General features: G+C 53.3%; 15 protein-coding genes and 2 pseudogenes. 8 read left to right on the top strand and 9 right to left on the bottom strand.

Annotation, left to right across the window (positions count from 1 at the left end; all coding sequences use genetic code 11):
* Positions 1 to 60: 60 nt before the first annotated feature.
* Positions 61 to 262, bottom strand: a pseudogene (locus QLG21_RS11850) (tyrosine-type recombinase/integrase); the annotation flags it as partial.
* A 1,038-nt stretch (positions 263 to 1,300) separates the two neighbouring features.
* Between QLG21_RS11850 and QLG21_RS11845 the strand changes: the two are divergent.
* The 7 genes and pseudogenes from QLG21_RS11845 to QLG21_RS11815 all read left to right on the top strand — a co-directional run bounded on the left by QLG21_RS11845 (position 1,301) and on the right by QLG21_RS11815 (position 5,721).
* Positions 1,301 to 1,703, top strand: a pseudogene (locus tag QLG21_RS11845) (hypothetical protein).
* Positions 1,643 to 2,557 (top strand): mechanosensitive ion channel domain-containing protein, encoded by a 915-nt coding sequence (locus tag QLG21_RS11840; RefSeq protein WP_280115127.1) that lies wholly within the window; start codon positions 1,643 to 1,645, stop codon positions 2,555 to 2,557. Before QLG21_RS11845 ends, QLG21_RS11840 begins: the two are co-directional and overlap by 61 nt.
* Before the next feature lie 301 nt (positions 2,558 to 2,858).
* Positions 2,859 to 2,990 (top strand): hypothetical protein, encoded by a 132-nt coding sequence (locus tag QLG21_RS11835; RefSeq protein ID WP_088209180.1) that lies wholly within the window; start codon positions 2,859 to 2,861, stop codon positions 2,988 to 2,990.
* Between the two features lie 317 nt (positions 2,991 to 3,307).
* Entirely contained in the window at positions 3,308 to 3,727 is a 420-nt protein-coding gene (locus QLG21_RS11830) for a translesion error-prone DNA polymerase V autoproteolytic subunit (protein ID WP_006175525.1), read from the top strand.
* 2 nt (positions 3,728 to 3,729) lie between these two features.
* Positions 3,730 to 4,995 carry a Y-family DNA polymerase gene (locus QLG21_RS11825; protein WP_282484473.1) on the top strand — a complete coding sequence of 422 codons (1,266 nt, stop codon included), beginning with the start codon at positions 3,730 to 3,732 and terminating at the stop codon, positions 4,993 to 4,995.
* Positions 4,996 to 5,103: 108 nt separating this feature from the next.
* Positions 5,104 to 5,301 (top strand): hypothetical protein, encoded by a 198-nt coding sequence (locus QLG21_RS11820; RefSeq protein ID WP_042319888.1) that lies wholly within the window; start codon positions 5,104 to 5,106, stop codon positions 5,299 to 5,301.
* Between the two features lie 3 nt (positions 5,302 to 5,304).
* Complete coding sequence (locus tag QLG21_RS11815; protein ID WP_042319885.1) at positions 5,305 to 5,721, top strand: GFA family protein; 417 nt, start codon at positions 5,305 to 5,307, stop codon at positions 5,719 to 5,721.
* Here QLG21_RS11815 and QLG21_RS11810 read toward each other — a convergent pair.
* The 4 genes from QLG21_RS11810 to nifJ form a co-directional block, all read right to left on the bottom strand.
* Positions 5,718 to 5,843, bottom strand: coding sequence for a hypothetical protein (locus QLG21_RS11810; RefSeq protein WP_254915577.1), 126 nt, complete (start codon positions 5,841 to 5,843; stop codon positions 5,718 to 5,720). The two genes, QLG21_RS11815 and QLG21_RS11810, sit on opposite strands and share 4 nt — an antisense overlap.
* A 31-nt stretch (positions 5,844 to 5,874) precedes the next feature.
* Positions 5,875 to 6,087 (bottom strand): KTSC domain-containing protein, encoded by a 213-nt coding sequence (locus QLG21_RS11805; protein ID WP_006175511.1) that lies wholly within the window; start codon positions 6,085 to 6,087, stop codon positions 5,875 to 5,877.
* A 133-nt stretch (positions 6,088 to 6,220) separates the two neighbouring features.
* Positions 6,221 to 7,330 (bottom strand): porin OmpC, encoded by a 1,110-nt coding sequence (gene ompC / locus QLG21_RS11800; RefSeq protein WP_006175508.1) that lies wholly within the window; start codon positions 7,328 to 7,330, stop codon positions 6,221 to 6,223.
* 388 nt (positions 7,331 to 7,718) lie between these two features.
* The gene (gene nifJ, locus QLG21_RS11795) at positions 7,719 to 11,243 is read right to left on the bottom strand and encodes a pyruvate:ferredoxin (flavodoxin) oxidoreductase (RefSeq protein WP_282484472.1); all 3,525 of its coding nucleotides are present in this window, start codon (positions 11,241 to 11,243) and stop codon (positions 7,719 to 7,721) included.
* Between the two features lie 272 nt (positions 11,244 to 11,515).
* Here nifJ and QLG21_RS11790 point away from each other — a divergent pair, with 272 nt between their 5' ends.
* Entirely contained in the window at positions 11,516 to 11,782 is a 267-nt protein-coding gene (locus tag QLG21_RS11790; RefSeq protein ID WP_282484471.1) for a DUF333 domain-containing protein, read from the top strand.
* Here QLG21_RS11790 and hslJ read toward each other — a convergent pair whose 3' ends face one another.
* The 4 genes from hslJ to QLG21_RS11770 form a co-directional block, all read right to left on the bottom strand.
* Positions 11,783 to 12,220 (bottom strand): heat shock protein HslJ, encoded by a 438-nt coding sequence (hslJ, locus tag QLG21_RS11785; RefSeq protein WP_137273189.1) that lies wholly within the window; start codon positions 12,218 to 12,220, stop codon positions 11,783 to 11,785. It lies immediately after the preceding gene.
* A 125-nt stretch (positions 12,221 to 12,345) separates the two neighbouring features.
* Positions 12,346 to 12,474 carry a DUF2474 domain-containing protein gene (locus QLG21_RS11780; protein ID WP_006175504.1) on the bottom strand — a complete coding sequence of 43 codons (129 nt, stop codon included), beginning with the start codon at positions 12,472 to 12,474 and terminating at the stop codon, positions 12,346 to 12,348.
* The gene (gene cydB / locus QLG21_RS11775; RefSeq protein WP_282484470.1) at positions 12,474 to 13,484 is read right to left on the bottom strand and encodes a cytochrome d ubiquinol oxidase subunit II; all 1,011 of its coding nucleotides are present in this window, start codon (positions 13,482 to 13,484) and stop codon (positions 12,474 to 12,476) included. The genes QLG21_RS11780 and cydB overlap by 1 nt, the downstream gene beginning before the upstream one ends.
* Positions 13,484 to 14,884 carry a cytochrome ubiquinol oxidase subunit I gene (locus QLG21_RS11770; protein ID WP_137848686.1) on the bottom strand — a complete coding sequence of 467 codons (1,401 nt, stop codon included), beginning with the start codon at positions 14,882 to 14,884 and terminating at the stop codon, positions 13,484 to 13,486. The genes cydB and QLG21_RS11770 overlap by 1 nt, the downstream gene beginning before the upstream one ends.
* Positions 14,885 to 15,097 lie beyond the last annotated feature (213 nt).

The raw sequence follows: 15,097 nt of genomic DNA, 5'->3' as shown, positions 1-15,097 counted from the left end.
AATAGGGGCATAGCAGGGCAACATTTTTTCAGCGTGCCGGCGTGTCGCCTGCTCACCATTTCATTCTTCGATCCACGCACCGTAGACGTCATAAACCCTTTGCGCGTTTTCATGCCCCATCTGGCTGGCTAAAAAGACGGGTTGGCGCTGGCAGATAACATCCAGCAGGCAAAGTATGCCGCGTATGGTACGGATTCCGGCGGCGAATACCAGCACGTTTTACAGCGGGGTTAAATCTGGGGTCGATACTCGACAAAGCGTAGCTGGCATTATGCTCTTCTACTGAGGGTCTGGAAGGGCGACGCTATTTGGTCATCGTATTAATGGATAAAAAACGCCCCCGCAAGGAGGGCCAGAGGAGTCTCAGTTCACTTGCTCTTTTTTTTATCGATGTTTCCCTGGAGATGGCATTCTCCAACATCAGAGTCCTGAATAGCCTGGCAGTCAGTCAGTAAACATCAAGCATAAGCGGCAGATATTGGGATTTTCTTTATGGTGAAACGTGGCTGGAACCTCACATCTTCGGCAGGTCCGGGAAGTGACAGTCTTTACATAACTCACCTGTTGATGTGCTCGATAACGGATATTCCCATTTTTCCAGGCTGTGTCCTGTCTGCCTCAGATGATTTTTATGATATTCCCGGCCTCTTTCAATTTTGTGTAGGTAAAGCCTACCGCTCCATAAAAAGAGACGAAAAGGAATATTAAAGCAAAGAGCATGACGTAGAAGCTGACATCTCCTTTTACCGAAAATTGGTAAATTGCAAAGAAGCAGAGTAAGACGAAGGTCGCCAGCGAGGAGAGCGCGATTGCAGAAAAAATAGAGATCATGAGCGGGTCATCCTGACGTTAGCTTTTGTCAAACCATTCTAACCACAGTCAGGGTCAATACCAATGTCCTGGATTCACTGTGTTTATGGGGTATTGTCGATAAACAATCAAGATGTCAGGTAATGACGACGCTTGAGGGCATGCGTCCCCCCTTGATTAAGGATAGCGTTGCATCGACCCGTTAAACTCACAGCCAGGAGCGGACATCTAAGCCGTTTCGGGGAGTTGTGTGCTTAAGCAATGTCGCGATCGCCTTCGTCGGCCAGATTCGCCAGATACTGTCACGGGTTTGCGCGTGTGCAAAACGCCCACACAGAGAAAGCGTAGTCGGCTTTGCGTTGACATGACCACGGCCAGGCCATGGACTTGGCTGTCCGGGTTATGTCATGATGCACATTAGTTAAATTTTTGTATAATTAGATGCAGGTTAACGTAGAGACTAATGGCTTGTATGTTCAGGGGATGAATAGTGGCGTATCTGGATTATCTATTAACGTTTATTGAAAGCAATCCGGCGCTGGCTATTGGTTTCAACCTGGTTCTGCTGATTATATCCGGGTTTTTCGCACACCTGATGTGCAAATTCCTTTTGATTAAGATCGTCAGACGTGTATTTTTTGCAAGCCATAAACAGGACGTACCGCTCGAGAAAGATCGTCGCATTGCCGAAAAGCTTTCCAATTTCGTTCCGGTGCTCATCGTTTATTATGTTCTGCAGTTTATGCCGAATATGCCCGCGTCGTTGGTCACGGCCATAAACACCATCTGCGGAATATTGTTCTTTGTCTTTTCGTCGGTGTTTTTCAATGAGATGCTGGATATCGTTAACAGCTCTTATTTACGAAAAACCAAACGCAAAAATCACTCTATAAAAGGCTACATTCAGATAGGGAAGATTTTGGTTCACATCATCGCCGCGATTATGATACTCGCGGTGATGTCGAACAAATCGCCTGCCATCATTATTTCCAGCCTCGGTGCGGTCGCCGCGGTACTCATGTTAGTGTTTCAGCATACGCTGCTTTCGCTTGTGGCAAACGTCCAGCTCTCCTCAAATGACGTTCTCCAGCTGGGAGACTGGATTGAGATGCCGGATAAAAACCTGAGCGGGGAAGTGACTGACATTGCGCTCCACACCATTACGATCCGCAACTGGGATAACACCATCTCACGTATCCCGACGAAAAACTTTCTGACGGAAACCTACACCAACTGGCAGGCGATGTTTTCGTCCGGCGCGCGCCGAATTATGCGCAGCACAACCATCGATCAGCACTCGGTGACCTTTCTTTCTCAGGACATTCTGGCCCCGATGTTGACGATCCGCGGCGTGAGCGAACCGCTGGGGAAACTGATCGATGGCCGCGATCCCATGGGGATTGCCGACAGTTGGTTTGTTGAAAATGGACTGACGAATTTAACGCTATTTCGCCATTATTTGATGGCTTATCTTGCTGAAAGACCGGATATTGTTAAAGACATGTACATCGTTGTGAGGACACTCAAGCCCTCGCCATCTGGCATCCCGCTGGAAATATATTGCTTTACCACCTCAACGCTGTGGATGGATTATGAAAATACGCAATCCGCTATTTTTGAATATATCACTGCGGTTGTCGGGAAATTCTCGCTTCGTTTATATCAGTACCCGGCCGGTCACGATTTCTGGCGCTTATCTCAGGAAAGCCATGCGCAAAAAAGTGCGCTCCCGCCAGGTGAGGGGTAATTATTTCAGGATTAACCTGTGATAACGCAATAGCACGAATTGTACGAAATAAGTCGCCTTTAAATTCAACGGCATGAAGAATAACGCATTCCCGCCTCGCTCGAAGGATAGGTTAACACGGCTTATAGTTACAGGGCAGCCTTCTGCTGCGTACATTTCGGAGTGTCAAATGAAAGCCACGATATCAAACGTCAACAAAGAGCAACCTAAGCAACCGGCCAAGTCGCCGAAAGACGATCAAGGCAAACAACAACCGAGCAAAGGCAAATAAGCCCACTTTTCCCTGTTCGACGGAGGCTGTATGGCTGAACGTCCTGATTTGATTGATCCCATCCCTGAGGATGAGCCGATTCCTGGTGACGATGTACCGGATGTCCCTGATGTGAATGATCCTCTGGCACCGGAAGACCCGGATGTTAAGAGACCGCTGTAATACTGTTCGCATCTCAACCGCCTCACGGGGCGGTTTTTTGTGGCTGAAATTCAGAGATAAACGTTCATGAAGACGGTGAAATAACACAACCAGAGCCTTAGCTTTTATGCGATATAGATCATTTTCGGCCAGGAAAATGATTTAATTTTGTTCGCCTGAACCGCCAATGAAAAAATTTACAATGCCTAACTTTGCAGGGCTAATAGAAACTTACAAACGAAATGATGAAGCTTTGTACAGTTGCGTCGTGCCTCACCCCTTGCAGACAACCTCGCTTAAAACTACTGTATATAAAAACAGTATCGGAGGTGAGCAATATGGAATTCTTAAGACCGGCAGAGTTACGGGAAATTATCGGCATCCCCCTTTTCAGCGATCTTGTTCAGTGCGGGTTTCCAAGCCCGGCCGCTGATTATGTTGAGCAACGCATCGATCTCAATGAGCTACTGGTTTCCCATCCCAGCTCGACCTATTTCGTGAAAGCCGCAGGCGATTCAATGATAGAGGCAGGAATCGGTCACGGTGACCTGCTGGTGGTAGACAGTTCCCTGAACGCGGAGCATGGCGATATCGTCATTGCCGCCGTTGAGGGTGAATTTACCGTTAAACGCCTTCAGCTGCGCCCGACGGTTCAGCTTAACCCCATGAACAGCGCCTACAGCCCAATCATCGTGGGCAGTGAAGACACGCTGGATATTTTTGGTGTGGTGACCTTTATCGTTAAATCAGCGAGCTGAATATGTTTGCACTCTGTGATGTGAATTCTTTCTACGCATCATGCGAAACCGTATTCAGGCCAGATCTGAAAGGGCGCCCGGTGGTCGTTCTTTCAAATAACGATGGCTGCGTCATTGCGCGCAGCGCCGAAGCTAAACCCCTGGTGGTTATGGGCGAGCCCTATTTCAAGCAGAAAGAGGCATTCAGGCGGCATGGCATTGTCGCGTTCAGCAGTAATTACGAGCTTTACGCTGACATGTCGCAGCGGGTGATGACCACCCTGGAAGAACTCGCTCCGCGCGTGGAAATTTACAGTATTGATGAGGCCTTTTGCGATCTGACCGGCGTCCAGCACTGCTGCGACCTTACTGAGTTCGGAAAACGCATCCGGGAAACGGTGCTTAAGCGAACCCATCTGACAGTGGGGGTCGGCATTGCGCAAACCAAGACGCTGGCAAAACTGGCCAACCACGCGGCAAAGAAATGGCAGCGGCAAACCGGCGGGGTTGTCGATCTCTCAAACGTCGCCCGCCAGCGTCGGCTACTGGCTTTGTTGCCCGTGGAAGACGTCTGGGGAGTGGGGCGGCGTATCAGCAAGAAGCTCAACGCGATGGGCATCAACACGGCACTGGATCTTGCCGGGCAAAGCACCTGGATTATCAGAAAACACTTCAATGTTGTGCTCGAGCGTACGGTGCGCGAGCTGCGCGGTGAACCCTGCCTCGAACTCGAAGAGTTTGCGCCGGTTAAGCAGGAAATTGTGTGCAGCCGTTCATTCGGCGAACGTATCTCCGACTATGAGCAGGTGCGCCAGGCTATCTGCGCCTACGCCGCCCGCGGCGCGGAAAAGCTACGCGGCGAGCACCAGTATTGCCGCTATATCTCCGCCTTTTTGAAGACATCACCGTTTGCCATCAACGAAACGTATTACGGTAACAGCGCTTCTGTGAAGCTACTCACACCCACGCAGGACAGCCGGGATATTATAAACGCGGCGTCGAAGTGTCTGGACGTTATCTGGCGGGAGGGACGCCGGTACCAGAAGGCGGGCATTATGCTCGGCGATTTTTCCAGCCGGGGTATTGCTCAGCTTAACCTCTTTGATGAGAGCGCCCCCCGCGCCGACAGCGAGAGGTTAATGGCGCTTCTGGACACGCTGAATGCGAAAGAGGGCAAAGGCACACTTTACTTTGCCGGTCAGGGCATCCAGCAGCCGTGGCAAATGAAGCGTGAGATGCTTTCACCGCGATACACCACGCGCATTTCAGATGTCTTGAAAGTTAAGTGATTCATTGCATACGTTTTTATATTGCTACCACGCGGTCTGTGGCAGCGATTATCAGCGCATTTTACAACGTGCCTGCTACGCTTTTGAGAGGGATCAGGGATCATGAGCATGAAGAATAAAGACGAACAAACAGGATTAGTCGGTCTGGCGATTGGCGCAGCGGTCATCGGGTTGGTCTCAGCGCAGCAACACATCAATCGTGACAGTATCATCAACGAGTTGCTCAGGCTCGGCAGGCAGAAGGGCGATGGCGTCGAAGACGACGTGTTCGTGAAGGCCGCTGAACTGGTCAGAAAAGGGGTATAGAAGATGGCTGAAATTCGTCATGCACAGTGTCACTGCGGCGCGGTGGCATTTACCGTTGAACTGACGGACGGGTTTAATACCGCCCGCCGTTGCAGCTGCTCGTATTGTCGAATGCGCGGCGCAATAGCGGTGTCCGCACCGTTATCGGGGATCACCGTGACCAAAGGGGAAGACACGCTCACCGAATACCGTTTCAATACCGGTACGGCACGACATTTCTTTTGCTCGGTCTGTGGGATTTACACTTTCCATCAGCGACGTTCCAATCCGAACCAGTACGGCGTTAACGTGGCGTGCTTTGAAAACGTCTCGCCTTTTGATTTCGCGGAGGTCGTGGTCATGGACGGCGTTAATCACCCGCTGGATGGGGACAGTGGGGTGTACGGCTATCTGTCGTTTCGTCAAAAAGAGGCTGACTAATTTTGATCCAGAGCGTTTAGCCATTCGCTCAGATGGCCCATCACACCGCCAAAATCAAAAATTAGCGCTATCCAGATACAGCCTAACAGGGCAAGCAGAGCCAGAGAGAGTCGGGTGAACACGCACCTATCCTTATACGTCGCAGACACGCCGTTACTGTACTCTGGTCTCTTTAAACTTGCCCTTAACGACGCCGTCATAAAAGCGGCCTTTTGAGACAACGCTCAAAAAATCAGAAAAAATGCGGGCGGGAACGCGCTGATACTGCAGCGTTTTGCGATCGCGAAAGCGGATTTCAAGCGTGGCGCTTTTTTCGTCGTAGGCAACAGAGGCAATACGTGATGATTTTACAGGATGATGAACCATGGAGATGCCCCTTACCGCAGTGACAGTAGGGTCATCATCTTACAGGAGGGCGCAACTGCGCAAGTTGAAAGTATTATGACGTTTTCCGTTAAAAAGCTAAAAATAGGCCCGCCAGACAGGCGGGCCTGAGTCATTAGAACTGGTAAACCAGACCTAACGCTACAACATCGTCGGTACCGATGCCGTTGTTTTTATAGAATTGATCGTCTTCATCCAGCAGGTTGATTTTATAATCAACGTAGGTGGACATATTTTTGTTGAAGTAATATGTCGCGCCGACGTCAGCATATTTAACCAGATCCTGATCGTCCTGGCCGTTGCCCAGGTCTTTACCTTTAGATTGCAGGTAAGAAATTGCCGGGCGCAGACCGAAATCAAACTGATACTGCGCAGTCACTTCAAAGTTCTGCGTTTTATTTGCCACAGCGGCGTCATTATCACCGTAAGGCGTCATATTACGCGTTTCAGAATACATGGCCGCGAGATAAATATTATTCGCGTCATATTTCAGGCCAGCAGTCCACGCATCGGCTTTATCGCCACCCGCAGTGGTTTTAGTCACCTGATCGTTGGTACGGTCAGATGAGGCGTAAGCCGCACCCGCGCTGAAGCCCATACCGAAATCATAGGTTGTGGAGATACCGAAGCCGTCACCGTTTTCATGGCGGGTATCGCGGCCATTGTTGGTACCTTCCTGATTGTTGCTGGCGTCTTCGTTATTGCCCTGGTACTGCAGCGCAAAGTTCAGACCCTGCACCAGACCATAGAAGTCGGTGTTACGGTAGGTCGCCACGCCGTTAGCGCGGTTAGTCATAAAGTTATCGGCCTTGCTGTAGGAGTCGCCACCGAACTCTGGCAGCATATCGGTCCAGCCTTCCACGTCGTACAGCACGCCGTAGTTACGACCATAATCGAATGAGCCGTAGTCACCGGCTTTGACACCGGCGAACGCCAGACGCGTCCAGGACTGGTTGTCAGAGCCTTCGGTGTTGTTCGCCTGAATGTTGTATTCCCACTGGGCATAGCCGGTCAGCAGGTCGTTAATCTGGGTTTCACCTTTGAAGCCCAGACGCATATACGTCTGGTCACCGTCGGCACCCTGGTCATCAGAGAAGTAGTGCAGGCCATCGACTTTTCCGTACAGATCGAGCTTGTTACCATCTTTATTATAAATTTCTGCTGCATGTGCTGCGCCAGCCATTAACAGCGCTGGAATCATCAGTGCCAGTACTTTTCTTTGCATTTTGGTTTTTCCTTTGCAAATTTTTATTTAATTACTACGTGAACTTTCCTGCATGGAAAGAGGTCTCATGCTAAATCAGTCTTACAGACGAGTAATAAAATATAATTGTTACCAGGTGAGAATTATCTAAAGTAAATAATGCAAAGGAAATGGTGATTTGTTTTGTGAATGGTTTAATTGAAATCATACAAAATTAAAATTATTAATTATCAGAAAAAACAGGTACTCTTTGCGCTGTTATATGCCTTTAAGATTCTTCATCCATAATTTCCATGAATATCTTTGGCTGAATTAAACCGATATTCATCGATAATCTGGATTAGCCCGATGCGAATGCATCGGGCTTTTTTTATGGCAAAAAAATGCCCGGACGTGCCGGGCAGAGGAGTTACTCGCTGGTCGATTTTTCCGCTTTCCCGGCCATCTGCGCCAGGAAGTCATAGCGTTTTTGCAGGTCGGCCGCGGCATCTTTCCACAGTTGCTCTGCAACGTCAGGCTGCTGGGCGTTAAGACGACGGAAGCGTTGCTCCTGCATCAGCGTCTCGGCGAGCGCATCTGACGGCGGACGTGAATCCAGCGCCAGCGGCAGTTTGCCTTCGTCTGCACGGCGTGGATCGAACCGGTACAGTGGCCAGAAACCGGTCGCGGTGAGCTGGCGCATCTGATCGTGGCTCAGGGCCAGATCATAGCCATGCTCTTCGCACGGGCTGTAGGCGATAATCAGCGATGGCCCCGGATAGGCCTCCGCTTCCTGAATCGCTTTCACCGTCTGGTTCAGCTGCGCGCCCAGCGAAATCTGCGCGACGTAGACGTGGCCGTACATCATCATGCTGACGCCGAGATCTTTACGCGCCTTGCGTTTACCGTGTTCGCCAAACTTCGTCACCGCGCCGAGCGGGGTCGCTTTCGAGGCTTGCCCACCCGTGTTGGAGTAACACTGGGTATCAAGCACCAGAATGTTGACGTTCTCGGTCAGGCTCAGAACGTGGTCAAGCCCGCCAAACCCAATATCGTAAGCCCAGCCGTCACCGCCAATCAGCCAGATAGATTTCTCGACCAGCGCGTCAGCATCGGTCAGCAGCTGTTCGGCGCCTTCAGTGCCCTGAAGGGCGTTACGCAGCGCCGCAACCTGCTCGCGACGTACTTCAGGCGTGGCTTCTGCGTGCAGGGCCTCGTTCAGCTCTGCCGGGATTTTATCGGCAAACTGCGACAGGAGGCGCATCACGCGCGCGCGATGCTGATCGACGGTTAAGCGGAAGCCAAGGCCAAATTCGGCGTTATCTTCAAACAGCGAGTTTGCCCATGCCGGACCGCGACCGTTAGCGTCGGTGGTGTAAGGGGTGGACGGCAGGTTACCGCCGTAGATAGAAGAACAGCCGGTCGCGTTCGCAATCAGCATGCGGTCGCCATAGAGTTGCGTCAGCAGCTTGATGTACGGCGTTTCGCCGCAGCCGGAGCAGGCGCCGGAGTATTCAAACAGCGGGGTAATCAGCTGCGAGGTGCGGATATCAATACGCTCCAGCTTGCTGCGATCGATCTCTGGCAGATTGAGGAAGAAGTCGTAATTCACTTTCTCTTCTTCAACGTGTTCCAGACGCGACATCATATTGATGGCTTTGATTTCCGGGTTCTGACGATCTTTCGCCGGGCACACCTCGACGCACAGATTACAGCCGGTGCAATCTTCCGGGGCGACCTGAAGGACATATTTCTGGCCGCGCATATCGCGGGACTTCACATCCAGCGAGTGCAGGCTGGCCGGTGCCGCGTCCATGTCCTGCGGAGAGACCACCTTGGCGCGGATTGCCGAGTGCGGGCATGCCGCCACGCAGTGGTTACACTGGGTACACAGCTCCTCTTTCCAGATTGGGATCTCTTCGGCGATGTTGCGTTTTTCCCAGCGCGTAGTGCCCAGCGGCCAGGTGCCGTCCGGCGGCAGCGCCGAGACGGGGAGGGCATCGCCAAGTCCGGCCAGCATCGCCGCCGTGACGGTTTTGACGAAATCCGGTGCGGCGTCAGAAACCACCGGTGGACGGTTCGGGCTGTCGGCGTTCACCGGCTGCAGCGGAACCTCAAACAGCGATTCGCGTGCCAGCGCCAGCGCCTGCCAGTTGCGTTCAACCAGCTCCTGCCCCTTACTGCTGTAGCTTTTGGCGATCGCTCCCTGCAGCTCCATCAGGGCGCTATCGCCCGGAAGAATATGGGTCAGGTGGAAGAAGGCCATCTGCATCACGGTGTTAATACGCGCCGCCAGGCCGCATTCACGGGCAATCTTCGCCGCGTTAATCACAAACAGTCGGGCTTTTTTCTGGTTGAGCACCGCCTGCACTTCCTGAGGCAGACGCGCCCAAACTTCATCCACGCTGTACGGGGTATTGATCAGGAAAATACCGCCGGGCTTCAGGCGCTCGGCCATCTGGTATTTATCGATAAACTGCAGCTGGTGGCAGCCCACAAAATCGGCCTGGGAGATAAGGTACGCCGAGCGGATAGGGCGCTCGCTGACGCGCAGATGCGATACGGTCAGGCCGCCGGCTTTCTTGGAGTCATAGACAAAATACCCCTGCGCATACCAGGGCGTCGAATTGCCGATGATCTTGATATTGTTCTTGGTCGCAGAGACGCTGCCGTCGCTGCCTAAACCATAGAACAGCGCTTCGAGCTTCGCACCCGAAGGCAATGTGTTCTCCGGCAGCGCCAGCGAAAGGTTGGTCACGTCATCATAGATACCGACCGTGAAGCGGGGTTTTGGCTTCGCGGTAGCCAGCTCGTTGAACACCGCCAGCACGCAGTCCGGACCGAACTCTTTCGAGGAAAGACCGTAGCGGCCGCCGATGACGCGCGGCAGCGTTTCACGTTCGCCGTTGTTAAAGGCTTCTGCCAGGGCAGTCATAACGTCCAGGTAGAGCGGTTCTGCGAGAGCACCCGGCTCTTTGGTGCGGTCAAGTACCGCCACGCTGCGCGCGCTTTCCGGCAGGGCCGCAAGCAGATGTTTCGCCGAGAACGGTCGGTAAAGGCGTACTTTCAGCACGCCGACTTTTTCGCCGCGCGTCAGCAGTTCATCCACCACCTCTTCGCAGGTGCCAATGGCGGAGCCCATCAGCACAATAACGCGCTCCGCCTGCGGATGGCCGTAATATTCGAACGGTTTATAGTCACGTCCGGTGGCGGCGCTAAAGTCGTTCATCGCCTGTTCGACGTGATCGTATACCGCGTTGTACCACGGGTTGGTTGCCTCGCGGGACTGGAAATAGGTGTCCGGGTTAGCGGACGTGCCGCGGATCACCGGGTGCTCCGGGTTTAAGGCGCGGGCGCGATGCGCGTCGATCTCCGCCTGCGGCAGCAGGTTGCGAATAGTGTCGTCCGCCAGCGGGACGATTTTATTGATTTCGTGCGAGGTGCGGAAACCATCAAAGAAATGAATAAACGGCACGCGGCTTTTGAGGGTCGCGATATGCGAAATCAGCGCAAAATCCTGCGCTTCCTGCACGCTGCTGGCACACAGCATGGCGCAGCCGGTCTGGCGCACGGCCATCACGTCTGAATGATCGCCAAAAATGGAGAGGGCGTGGGTGGCAACCGTCCGCGCGGCGACGTGCAGGACAAACGGGGTCAACTGGCCCGCCAGCTTGTAAAGCGTGGGGATCATCAGCAGCAAGCCCTGAGATGACGTAAAGGACGTCGACAAGGCTCCGGTCTGCAGCGCGCCGTGCACCGCGGCAATCGCCCCGGCTTCTGACTGCATTTCCACGACGCGAGGGACATCGCCCCAGACGTTTTTTAACCCATTTCCAGCCCAGGCATCCGCCTGCTCAGCCATCGTTGAACTTGGCGTAATCGGGTAGATGGCGATAACTTCGCTGGTGCGGAACGCGACGGACGCGACTGCACCATTACCGTCAATAGTTTGCATAGGACAACACCCTTACATTGCGCAAAAAAGAGGGACCCGTGAAACGGCGACGAGCCCAGATAATTATCTCCCTATTTTAGCAAAGGTCGGATTTTACGATTTTCGCTTTTGTGTCCTCGATATTCCCTTCATCAATGAGTAGATCAATATTTGGGTGAAAAAATTGCGAGAAATTGTTTCCAGGGCGCATAAATAAGCACATCCGCTCTCGACGATACGGCGCACGATGCCTATTATGCATAGGTTTCGCTTAATCTAAGGGGGGAGAGAGTATGCGTTCAGCATTTTGGGTAGGGTGTGCCGCGTTAGTGTTATCGGCGTGCAGTAATGAACCTGTTCAGCAGGCGACGGCGGCGCACGTTACGCCAGGAATGAAAGCGGCGATGTCCAGTTTAGGACAGGCCAACTGCGCGATGATCGGCGGTTCACTGTCCGTTGCCCGCCAGCTGGACGGGACGGCGATGGGGATGTGCGCGCTACCCAATGGCAAACGGTGCAGTGAGCAGTCGCTTGCCGTGGGTTCATGCGGCAACTACTGATTATTCAACCCGCTTAAACATCAGCGTTTTATCCGCTGTCGCCAGCGTTAGCTGGTCTTCCGTCAGGTCGACCTGCGCGCCTTTGCGCAGCATATCGCTGAGCGTCTGATCCAGCGCGTTCAGCTGCGGCTCGGTGCACAGCTTGCGGGTCATGGCCAGGTTTTTGACCTTAAGCTCGCCTTCGGATAATTTCCCCTGGCCGTTGAAGCTGTTACACATCACGCCGGAGACGGCGATATTGTTGATCAGACTGATGTCAGGCTGAGCGCTGAAACGAATTTCAGGCGGCGTTGCCTTGCTGGTGACCGCTTTGCCGTCAATATTTTCCAGAACAAAGCGATGAGTCTTAAGCTGGTCGGGCTGAACAGAGGCTTTGCCCGGGTTAACACAGCCTGCCAGCGCCAGGCTCAGTAAACTTACTGCAACGATCTTTTTCATTTTTCTTCTCGAACTATCAATACGATGAATCTTTTCACAGTGTAACCATACGCCCTGACGTGTTAATGGGGTTTATCTGAAAGTGCGAGAAGAGGCCGGGCTATGCGCTGCACCCGGCCTGAAAACTAATGTGATTTAAAGCCCGCCGCGGTCATCAGCATGCGGAAGAACATGCTGACGCACGCCAGCGCCAGTACGCTTCCACCCCAGATAATGACCAGCCACAGCAGTCGCTTCCAGACAGGTTGTTGCATCAGTGATAACCCTCCCCATGCTGAACTTTCCCGCGAAAAACGTAATAACTCCAGAAGGTATAAACAAGGATAACAGGTATGATCAATAGCGCACCTACCAGCATAAAGCCCTGACTTTGCGCGGGGGCGGCAGCCTGCCAGAGGGTGATGGATGGTGGGATAATGTGCGGCCAGATGCTGATCCCAAGCCCGCTGAACCCCAGAAAAATCAGCCCAAGCGTCAGGATGAACGGACGGCTATGGCTGTCATCATTGTTCAGGCAGCGCCACTGAAGCACGCTCAACAGAAGCACCAGCGCCGGAACGGGCAGCAGGAACCAGAGGTTCGGCAAAGAGAACCATCGCGCGGCAATGGCGGGATAGGACAGCGGCGTCCAGAGGCTGACCGCAGCGATAATCGCCAGGAGCGCTATCAGCAAGCGTTTCGACAGCTGACGCATGCGGCGCTGCAGGGCATGTTCACTTTTCATCACCAGCCAGGTCGAGCCTAGCAGCGCGTAGGCCACCACAAGCCCTACGCCGCAAAAGAGGGTAAAACCGGTTAACCAGTCAAACGGCCCGCCGCTGTAGGCGCGTCCGGTCACGGCAAAGCCGTTAATGACCGCGCCCACCGTGATGCCCTGCGTAAAGGTCGCCAGAATCGACCCGCCGATAAAGGCTTTATCCCAGAACGGACGATGGGCCGGCGTCGCTTTAAAGCGAAACTCAAAGGCCACGCCGCGAAAAATAAGCCCGATCAGCATTAACGTCAGAGGAATGGTGAGGGCGTCAATAATCACCGCATAGGCCAGCGGGAACGCGCCGAACAGCGCCGCGCCGCCCAGCACCAGCCAGGTTTCATTTCCGTCCCAGACCGGCGCAACGGTATTGACCATCACGTCGCGATCGTCCGCGTCCGGTATCGCCGGAAACAGAATGCCTATCCCCAGATCAAAGCCGTCCATAACGATATACATCAGGGTGGCGAAGACAATGATGACAAACCAGATAAGGGAGAGATCGATACCCATTATGGCTGCTCCTTATATTCAGTCGTAACCGCCGACAGCGGGCGGGAAGGGCGTCCGTCAGACTCCGTAGCGAACGATTCATGGGGCTGAGGTCCTTTCTTTATCAGCCGCACCATATAGCTGTAACCCACGCCAAACACCGAGGTATAGACGATGAAGAAGGCCAGCAGACTCACGCTCATATGCAGATCGCCATGGGCAGAAACCGCATCCCTGGTGCGCTGAAGCCCGTAAACCACCCACGGCTGGCGGCCCACCTCGGTGGTGACCCATCCGGCCAGGATCGCAACCAGCCCGGATGGCCCCATCAGCAGGGCAAACCACAGGAACGGACGCGAGGTATACAGCCGCTTTTTGTAACGCAGCCACAGCGCCGCCACGCCCAGCAAGAGCATCAACATCCCTAGACCGGCCATAATGCGGAAAGACCAAAAAACGATGGTGGAATTAGGTCGGTCTTCTTTTGGGAACGATTTGAGGGCCGGAACCTGTTTATCCAGACTGTGCGTCAGGATCAGGCTGCCGAGCGCCGGGATCGCCAGGCCAAAACGCGTGCGCTCCTGCTCCATATCCGGCCAGCCAAACAGCAGCAGCGGCGTTGGCTCACCCGGCGGATTTTCCCAGTGTCCTTCGATGGCGGCGATTTTGGCAGGCTGGTGCTTAAGGGTGTTAAGCCCGTGCATATCGCCCACCAGCGCCTGAATGGGCGCGACAATCAGGGTCATCCACAGCGCCATCGAGAACATTGTGCGAATGGCGGGGGTAGCGTTGCCGCGCAGCAAATGCCAGGCGGCAGACGCGCCAACAAACAGCGCGCTACTGAGGAACGCGGCGATAGACATATGCAGCAGACGATAGGGGAAGGAGGGGTTAAAGACCACGGCAAACCAGTCGACCGGCACCACCTGGCCGTTGACGATCTCATAGCCCTGCGGCGTCTGCATCCAGCTGTTCGAGGAGAGGATCCAGAAGGTAGAAATAATGGTCCCTAAAGCCACCATGCAGGTGGCAAAAAAGTGCAGCCCGGGCCCGACTTTATTCCAGCCAAACAGCATCACGCCGAGGAAACCGGCCTCGAGGAAGAAGGCGGTCAGCACTTCATAGGTAAGCAGCGGCCCGGTAATACTGCCGGCAAACTGCGAGAACCCGCTCCAGTTGGTGCCAAACTGGTATGCCATTACCAGCCCGGAGACCACGCCCATACCGAAGTTAACGGCAAAGATCTTCGACCAGAAATGGTACAACGCGCGCCAGACCGGTTTTTTTGTTTTCAGCCACAGGCCTTCCAGCACGGCGAGATAGCTCGCCAGGCCTATGGTGATCGCCGGGAATATAATGTGAAAGGATACGGTAAAGGCAAACTGTATCCGCGCCAGGTGAAAAGCATCTAAACCAAACATGCACAGCCTCAATGTCAATCGGTGTACTGTTATGGTATAGGGCGGGAAAGAACACTGTCAGACGCAGAAAAGTGAAATTTATATATAACAGTTTGTGTAAATCAGGTGTTTTTCGAATCTGATATACTGTGCTTTAACGAATAAAAGATTCGTTTTTATAAATTTAATGCATTAAACCGCTTGCTTTGTCGTCAACCACGTGCGTTAATGGTC

Source organism: Enterobacter sp. V87_3 (assembly GCF_029967835.1).
GTDB lineage: Bacteria > Pseudomonadota > Gammaproteobacteria > Enterobacterales > Enterobacteriaceae > Enterobacter > Enterobacter cancerogenus.
The sequence above is the reverse complement of the archived record's forward strand: the minus strand, read 5'-3'. Positions and strand labels throughout refer to the sequence as shown.